The organism is Pseudomonas spelaei, assembly GCF_009724245.1.
Classification (GTDB): Bacteria; Pseudomonadota; Gammaproteobacteria; order Pseudomonadales; family Pseudomonadaceae; genus Aquipseudomonas; species Aquipseudomonas spelaei.
In genome coordinates this window covers 38,679-46,927 of record NZ_WNNK01000033.1, presented here as the reverse complement: position 1 = coordinate 46,927, position 8,249 = coordinate 38,679, and the positions used below count along the sequence as shown (strand labels likewise).

General features: G+C 60.9%; 8 protein-coding genes. 2 read left to right on the top strand and 6 right to left on the bottom strand.

Features of this window, described 5'->3' with window-relative positions; all coding sequences use genetic code 11:
• Positions 1–127: 127 nt before the first annotated feature.
• From GNF76_RS26495 to zur, 4 genes are read right to left on the bottom strand one after another with little or no spacing between them, the layout of a single operon-like run.
• Positions 128–847: a PA5502 family lipoprotein gene (locus GNF76_RS26495; protein ID WP_155586019.1), complete on the bottom strand. Its 720-nt coding sequence runs from the start codon at positions 845–847 to the stop codon at positions 128–130.
• Between the two features lie 37 nt (positions 848–884).
• Complete coding sequence (znuB, locus tag GNF76_RS26490) at positions 885–1,673, bottom strand: zinc ABC transporter permease subunit ZnuB (protein WP_155586018.1); 789 nt, start codon at positions 1,671–1,673, stop codon at positions 885–887.
• Complete coding sequence (gene znuC / locus GNF76_RS26485) at positions 1,666–2,451, bottom strand: zinc ABC transporter ATP-binding protein ZnuC (protein ID WP_155586017.1); 786 nt, start codon at positions 2,449–2,451, stop codon at positions 1,666–1,668. Before znuC ends, znuB begins: the two co-directional genes overlap by 8 nt.
• The gene (gene zur, locus GNF76_RS26480; protein ID WP_155586016.1) at positions 2,451–2,933 is read right to left on the bottom strand and encodes a zinc uptake transcriptional repressor Zur; all 483 of its coding nucleotides are present in this window, start codon (positions 2,931–2,933) and stop codon (positions 2,451–2,453) included. The genes znuC and zur overlap by 1 nt, the downstream gene beginning before the upstream one ends.
• A 58-nt stretch (positions 2,934–2,991) precedes the next feature.
• Between zur and GNF76_RS26475 the strand changes: the two genes are divergently transcribed.
• Positions 2,992–3,921, top strand: coding sequence for a metal ABC transporter solute-binding protein, Zn/Mn family (locus GNF76_RS26475; protein ID WP_178123604.1), 930 nt, complete (start codon positions 2,992–2,994; stop codon positions 3,919–3,921).
• 113 nt (positions 3,922–4,034) lie between these two features.
• Here the strand turns inward: GNF76_RS26475 and GNF76_RS26470 are convergent, their stop codons facing one another.
• Positions 4,035–4,988 carry a homoserine kinase gene (locus GNF76_RS26470; RefSeq protein ID WP_155586015.1) on the bottom strand — a complete coding sequence of 318 codons (954 nt, stop codon included), beginning with the start codon at positions 4,986–4,988 and terminating at the stop codon, positions 4,035–4,037.
• Positions 4,989–5,044: 56 nt separating this feature from the next.
• The gene (locus GNF76_RS26465) at positions 5,045–5,335 is read right to left on the bottom strand and encodes a DUF2782 domain-containing protein (protein ID WP_155586014.1); all 291 of its coding nucleotides are present in this window, start codon (positions 5,333–5,335) and stop codon (positions 5,045–5,047) included.
• 74 nt (positions 5,336–5,409) lie between these two features.
• On the opposite strand from GNF76_RS26465, the gene polA reads away from it, so the two are divergent.
• Entirely contained in the window at positions 5,410–8,214 is a 2,805-nt protein-coding gene (gene polA / locus GNF76_RS26460) for a DNA polymerase I (protein WP_155586013.1), read from the top strand.
• Positions 8,215–8,249: the final 35 nt, after the last annotated feature.

Genomic DNA, 8,249 nt, shown 5'->3' with positions numbered 1-8,249 from the left:
TGGGGTGTGGTTGCTCGCGGGCTGAGTATTGAGCTGTCAGTACGAGCCTCATCGCAGGCAAGCCAGCTCCCACATTTTGCATTGCGAACCCATTCAAATGTGGGAGCTGGCCTGCCTGCGATTGGCATTATTCAGCCTTGCGCGGAATCAAAACCACTTGGGCGGGGATGTTTTTCAGAATCTGCCGGTGAATCTTCAGGTCATACCCCGAATCGATCCGCTTCACCCGTTTGGTCAGTAATGTGGCCAGCCACGGGTAGTCCTGGGTGCGGGGCGCCTGGATGCTCACATCACACTGGTAATTCACCACATCGGTGGCAATCGCATCCAGTTGATGGCGCAGTTCCTCGATATCGGTGAGGTTCAGCGCAACCGTAGTGCTTTCGGCGGTTGGGTCGATGACTTTGGCCGGTGGCTTGGCTTCGGCGGCTTTCAAGGCGGCTTCGGCCTTATCCAGCTCAGCTTTGCGGGCATGAGCGATGGCACTGTTGACGCCTCCGGTCAGCGCCGGGGCCTTGGGCATCAGCGCCCGGGCGCGGCTCAGGGCGGTCGCGGCAGCGTTGACATCACCTTTTTGCAAGACGATCTGGCTGCGCTGCAAGTAGGCTTCGGCCAATTGACGCTGGTAAGGCTCCAGTGTCGGGTCGTTGGGTGACTGGGCCTGCAGTGCGGCGAGCTCGTCTTCAGCGGTGGCCAATTCACTGCTGGCCAGGTTTTGTTCCAGCTGTGCGATGGCCGAAGCCCGCGAGTCCGGGGCCTCAGGGGGCACGGGCGGGGTGCTTTGGCAGGCGCCCAGCAGCAGGGAAAATGCGGCAAGGAGCAGATAACGGGAGGTGAACAGCTTCATTCCTGCGACTCTCTAATTGCGCAAAAAGCGAGCAAGTCTACACCCCACGGCGGGGCAGGACAAAACTCAGCAGAAACAGGGCGGCCGCCGTGACCACAATCGACGGCCCGGCCGGGGTGTCCTTGAACCAGGACAGTGCCAGGCCACCACACACCGCGAGCATTCCCAGCAGGCTTGCGCCAATCGCCATTTGCTCCGGAGAGCGGGCGTGACGCTGGGCGGCAGCGGCGGGAATGATCAGCAGCGACGTGATCAACAATACGCCGACAATCTTCATTGCGACAGCAATCACCACGGCAATCAGCAACATCAGGGTCATGCGCAGCGCCGCCACGGGCAAGCCTTCGACAGTGGCCAGTTCTTCGTGGACGGTGATGGCCAGTAACGGGCGCCACAGGGCCACCAACAGCATCAGCACCGCCGCGCTGCCACCGAGGATCCAGGCCAGGTCCGTCGGGCTGATCGCCAGCAGATCGCCAAACAGGTAGCCCATCAGGTCGATCCGCACTTCATGCATGAAGCTCAGCACTACCAGGCCCAGCGACAGGGTGCTTGGCGCCAATATCCCCAGCAACGTATCGGAGGCCAGTGGCTGGCGCTGTTGCAGGGTCACCAGCAGCACCGCCAGCAGCAGGCAACCGACGGTGACGGCGATGGTCGGGCTGACATCCAGCAGAAAGCCCATGGCCACGCCCAGCAGTGCGGCGTGGGACAGGGTGTCGCCAAAATAGGCCATGCGCCGCCAGACCACGAACGAGCCCAGCGGGCCCGCTACCAATGCCAGAGCCAAGCCTGCCAGCAGGGCGTAGAGCAGAAAATCAGCCATGCTTGCAGCTATCTCCATGAACGTGGTTATGGGGTGAGGAGGTGTCGTCGACCACGGCACCATGCAGGTCATGGGCGTGATCGTGGTGGTGGTGATAAATCGCCAGGCTCTGGGCGTTCTTGCCGAACAGTTCGACGAAGGCCGGGTCGCCGCTGACTTGTTCAGGGTGGCCGGAGCAGCACACGTGGCGATTGAGGCACACCACCTGGTCGGTGGTGCTCATCACCAGGTGCAAATCGTGGGAAACCATCAGTACGCCGCAGCCATGGCGGTCCCGCAAGCGGGTGATCAGGCTGTACAGCTCGGCCTGGCCGGCGACGTCGACGCCTTGCACAGGCTCGTCGAGCACCAGCAGTTCCGGTTCGCGCAGCAGGGCTCGGGCCAGCAGTACACGCTGCATTTCGCCACCGGAGATGCTTTGCACCGGGCTGTCGATGACCTGCTCGGCACCGACTTCCTTGAGGGCGGACAGCGCTCGGGCGCGGTCCACACCAGGCACCAAGCGTAGAAAGCGCAGTACCGACAGCGGCAAGGTCGGATCGACGTGCAGCTTTTGCGGCATATAGCCGACCCGCAGCTTCGGCTTGCGCCAGACGCTGCCGGTGTCGGGCTTGAGCAGACCCAGTACAGCGCGTACCAAGGTGGTCTTGCCGGCACCGTTGGGGCCGATCAGGGTGACGATCTGCCCCGGCTCGACGCTCAGCGCAATGTTATCCAGCACGTTTTGCCCGGCGAACGTGACCCCGACCTGCTCCAGGCGGATTAGCGCAGTGCTCATCAAGCCCCCTGGCAGCCCGAGCAGATGCCGACCACTTCGACGGTTTGCCCTTCGACCTTGAAGCCGACTTCGCCAGCGCTCTTGATGATGCTGTCGCTGATGCTTTTTTGTTCAAGCTCGATGGCGGCGTGGCATTCACGGCAGATCAGGAACTGGCCCTGGTGAGCATGCTCCGGGTGATTGCAGCCGACGAAGGCGTTGAGGGACGCGATGCGGTGCACCAAGCCGTTTTCCAGCAGGAAGTCCAGCGCACGGTAAACCGTCGGCGGTGCAGCGCGGCGGCCGTCCTGCTCGCTGAGCACGCCGAGGATGTCGTAGGCCCCCAGGGGCTTGTGGCTCTGCCAGACCAGTTCCAGCACCCGACGGCGCAAGGCGGTCAGGCGCAGGCCTTGACGTGCGCACAGGGCATCGGCCTCCGACAGCGCGGTGTGCACGCAGTGAGAGTGGTCATGGGGACGGCTGGCAAGCGGTGTTTTAGGCATGAGCGGCGACAGATATTTGTGAGAGACGTTATTATGTTACCTGTTCCTGCCTCCTTGAGTGGTCATCGTGTCCAGACTTTTTCCCATTTTTGTCGTATTTGTCACCAGTTTATTCATTGCGGGTACTGCTCAGGCCGAGGTTCGGGTGCTGACCAGCATCAAGCCCCTGCAATTGATCGCCGCTGCGGTGCAGGACGGTGTGGCGATTCCAGAGGTGTTGCTGCCGCCGGGTGCGTCGCCGCATAACTACGCGCTGCGTCCTTCCGACGTACGGCGCGTGCAGTCGGTGGAGCTGCTGTATTGGATCGGGCCGGACATGGAAAGCTTTCTGCCGCGCGTATTGAAAGGCCGCAGCTTGCCAACGGTGGCGGTGCAGGATCTTCCGGGGATGAAGCTTCGTCGTTTCACCGAAGATAGCCACTCTCATGCCGAAGATGCCGACGAACATGACCACGATCACCGTCCAGGCAGCCTGGACGCGCATTTATGGTTGTCGTCGGTTAATGCTCGGGTGATCGCTGCCCGTATGGCAGCGGACCTTAGCGCCGCTGATCCAGTCAATGCCGAGCGGTATCAGAGCAACGTGAAAGCCTTTGATAGCCGTCTGGATGCGCTGGATGCACGCTTGAAAGCCCGTATGGTGGATGTCGTCGGCAAGCCTTACTTCGTGTTCCATGAAGCGTTCGATTATTTCGAAGACGCTTATGGCCTCAAGCATACGGGTGTGTTCAGCGTTGCGGCGGAAGTGCAGCCGGGTGCCCAGCATGTGGCGGCGATGCGTACGCGGTTGCAGGAAGTGGGCAAGACCTGCGTATTCAGCGAACCGCCGCTGCGCCCGCGGCTGGCGGAAACGCTGGTGGCCGGTTTGCCGGTGAAACTGGCGGAACTGGATGCCCTCGGCGGCTACACCCCGGCCACGGCGCAAGGGTATGAACAGGTGCTGGAGAAGCTGGGGAACGACTTGGCGGGTTGCCTGGAGTCGTTGTAAGCCACAGCACAGATCAAATGTGGGAGCGAGCAAGCCCGCGAAGCGGCTACAACTTTCGCGAGCAAGTTGCACCGCCGCTCCCACATTTTGACCAAGTACCCTCGTTCTATTACTTACAAGGCAAACGGCAGCGGCGTCGTTACCTGCTGGCGTTGCGCCAAGCGCTGCTGGAACTCGGTCGGGTCGTGAATCAGTACGTCCTGGCCGGCAAAGGATTCTGCCGCGATCAACCGTGACAGCCAGAACCGTACGCAAGCCACCCGCAACATCGTCGGCCATAGCTGCGCTTCCTTCGCGGTAAACGGCCGCAGTCCGGCATACGCCCCCAGCAACGCTCGCGCCCGTTGCCCGTCGATCACGCCATTGGCGTCCGAACACCAGTCATTCAAGGCAATGGCCACGTCGTACAGCATCGGCCCGGAGCAGGCGTTGTAGAAGTCGATCAGCCCGGTCAGGTGCGTGCCTTCGAACATCGCGTTGTCGCGAAACAGGTCGGCGTGGATATTGGCCCGGGGCAGCGCGAGGATGTGCGCCTTGTGCTGCTCGATCTCGTCCAGAGCGTCTTGCAGCAGGCGCCGGGGCTCCTCGCCCAGGTGCGAGATAAGTTGCGTGCCTTCGCTGAGCATCCAGTCCAGCCCGCGATCGGTCTTGCGTTCCAGCACCTTCTTGCCTTGAGTGGCCAGGTGCAGGTGACCGAGCAGCTCACCCACTTGCACGCAATGCTGGGCGTTGGCGTCTTTGATGTGCTTGCCTGCCAGGCGCGGTTGCAGCAGTGCCGGTTTTCCGGCGAGTTCGCGCAAGGCCACGCCATCGGTGGTGCGCAGGGCGTACGGCACCGGCAGGTTGGCATCGTGGAGCACGTCCAGCAGTTCGATGAAGAACGGCATTTCCTGCACAGGGCCACGCTCAACCAGGGTCAGGACAAACTCGCCCTGTTCCAGGCTGATAAAGAAATTGGTGTTTTCGCTACCGGCGGCAATCCCCTGGAAGTCAAGCAGGCGGCCGAGCCCGTAAGGGGCAAGAAAGGTTTCCAGCTCAGGCCGAGCCAGGGGGGTGAACACAGACATGGTTAAAACTGCCATTACGGGCGCTGCTGGGTGCAGCGCCGGTTTAAGTTAAGAAATCATTTCCATTCGAAGATCTTCCATGACGGAATCAGCATATCCGGCTGGTCCGAGCGGATGAAGTTCGCATCGGTTCCGTCCGCGCGCACCAGAAAATACGGTGGTGCGCCCTTGACGGTGACCTTGATCGCATACAGGAAGCCGTTTTGACGGTATTCCTGGATCGTTTTGTCGCCTTCGGTGCGGATGGTCACTTCCGGATCTGCTGAAGGCGCAGTGTCTGCCGCGACGGCAGCCAGTGGAACGAATGCAATCAAGCCCGTCAGCAACAGGCGATTTAGTGTGCGCATGATAACCTTGTCCCTTTGTCGTCATTGGTCCGGCTATTCTAGCGCCTGACCCGCCGAAAAGGTTGATCCTGCTCATGAGCCAAGCCCCCCTCGTCCTGGTGGACGGTTCTTCATACCTGTACCGCGCCTTCCACGCGTTGCCACCACTGACCACTTCCAAAGGCCTGCCGACCGGTGCGGTCAAGGGCGTGTTGAACATGCTCAAAAGCCTGCGCAAGCAGTACCCGAACAGTCCGTTTGCGGTGGTGTTCGACGCCAAGGGCGGGACATTTCGCGACGAGATGTACGCCGAATACAAGGCCAACCGCCCGAGCATGCCTGATGACATGCGCCTGCAGATCGAGCCGCTGCACCAAAGCGTGATCGCCCTGGGCTTCCCGCTGCTGTGCGTCGAAGGCGTCGAGGCCGATGACGTGATCGGCACCCTGGCCCGCAGCAGCGCGGCCGCCAACCGACCGGTGGTGATCTCCACCGGCGACAAGGACATGGCACAGCTGGTGGACGGGCACATTACCTTGGTCAACACCATGACCGGTAGCGCCATGGACATTGAAGGCGTGAAGGAGAAATTCGGTGTCGCTCCCGAGCAGATCATCGACTATCTGGCGCTGATGGGGGATTCGTCCGACAACATCCCAGGCGTTCCAGGCATTGGTCCGAAGACCGCTTCCGGCTTGCTGGTGGGCGTCAACGGTGGTTTGAAAGAGCTCTATGAGCAGCTCGACATCGTTCCGACCCTGCCGATTCGGGGGGCCAAGACCCTGCCGGCCAAGCTCGAAGAGCACAAGGAAATGGCTTTCCTCTCCTATCAGTTGGCGACCATCAAGATTGATGTGCCATTGGACGTTGGGCTGGAAGATTTGCACCTGATCGAGCCTGATCGTGAAAAGCTGCTTGAGCTTTACACCCTGCTTGAATTCAAGAGCTGGTACGAAGAGATTCAGCGCGACGCCAAGCGTGTCGAGCTGAAGGCGGTTGCCGAGGCTGCTCCGGTGGCTTCTGCCGTTGTGGAAGCGGTTGAGGCGGTCGCGTCGGTTCCTGCTGAGCCTGTGTACGAAACCATCCTCGACCAGGCTCGATTTGACGTCTGGTTGAAGAAGCTCAACGAAGCGAAGTTGTTTGCCTTCGATACCGAAACCACCGGGATCGACGCCCAGCAAGCACAGTTGGTGGGCGTGTCCTTTGCCGTGCAAGCCAATGAAGCGGCCTACATTCCGTTGACCCATTCCTATATCGGCGTGCCGGAGCAATTGGACCGGGATACCGTCCTGCTGGCCTTGAAGCCACTGCTGGAAGATCCGCAAAAACTCAAAGTCGGCCAGCACGCCAAGTTCGACATGAACATCCTGGCCAACTGCGCCATCGGCGGTGACCCTGCGTGCGGCATCACCGTGCGCGGTATCGCCTTCGACACCATGCTCGAATCCTACGTACTGAATTCCACGGCAACCCGGCACGACATGGACAGCCTGGCGAAAATGTACCTGGACCATGACACGGTCAGCTTCCAGGACATTGCCGGCAAGGGCGCCAAGCAACTGACCTTCGACCAGATTCCCCTTGAGCAGGCCGGCCCCTATGCGGCTGAAGACGCCGATGTGACCCTGCGCTTGCACCAGGCACTGTACGAACAGCTTACCGCTTTGCCGAGTCTGGCCAGTGTGCTGACGGACATCGAGATGCCGCTGGTTCCTGTGTTGGCCCGCATCGAGCGCCAGGGCGCCCTGGTGGATGCCGAGCTGCTGGGTGTCCAGAGCATTGAGCTGGGCAACAAGATGGTGGCGCTGGAGCGTGAGGCGTTTGAGATCGCCGGTGAGGAATTCAACCTCGGCTCGCCCAAGCAGTTGGGGGCGATCCTCTACGAAAAACTGGGGCTGCCGGTACTGAAGAAGACTGGCAAGGGCCAGGCCTCTACCGCTGAGGAAGTGCTGGCCAAGCTGGCCGAAGATGACTATCCGTTGCCCAAGGTACTGATGCAGTACCGCAGCATGAGCAAGTTGAAAAGCACGTACACCGATCGGTTGCCCGAGCAGATCAACCCACGCACCGGACGTATTCACACCTCGTACCATCAGGCCGTGGCTGCGACCGGGCGGCTCTCCTCCAGCGATCCGAACCTGCAGAACATTCCGGTGCGTACCGCCGAAGGCCGGCGTATCCGTCAGGCCTTCGTCGCCCCCAAGGGTTACAAGTTGCTGGCGGCGGACTATTCGCAGATCGAACTGCGCATCATGGCGCACCTGTCCAAGGACGAAGGTTTGCTGAATGCGTTCCGCGACAACCTGGATGTTCACACGGCCACGGCGGCCGAGGTGTTCAAGGTTGAGTTGGATGAGGTCACGTCCGATCAGCGCCGCAGTGCCAAGGCGATCAACTTCGGCCTGATCTACGGTATGGGGGCGCAGAAGCTGGGTAAGGACATTGGCGTCGACACCAAGACGGCCAAGGCTTACATCGATGTCTACTTCGCCCGCTATCCCGGGGTTCGCGAGTATATGGAACGCACCCGTGCCCAGGCTTCTGATCAGGGTTACGTCGAAACGCTGTTCGGACGCCGGTTGTATCTGCCGGATATCCATTCCAACAGGCCTCAGGAGCGCGCCGGCGCAGAGCGTACGGCGATCAACGCGCCGATGCAGGGCACCGCAGCGGACATCATCAAGAAAGCAATGGTCAAAGTGGACGACTGGCTGACCGCGTCGGGCCTGGATGCCAAGGTTATTCTTCAGGTACACGACGAACTGGTGCTTGAAGTCCGTGAGGATCTGGTGGCCGAAGTCAGCGAGAAGATTCGCGAGCACATGAGTGGTGCGGCGAAGCTGGATGTGCCGTTGTTGGTGGAAGTCGGGGTGGGCAACAACTGGGACGAGGCACACTAAAAGCACCGCTTTGCCGCGACATCATGTCGCGGCAA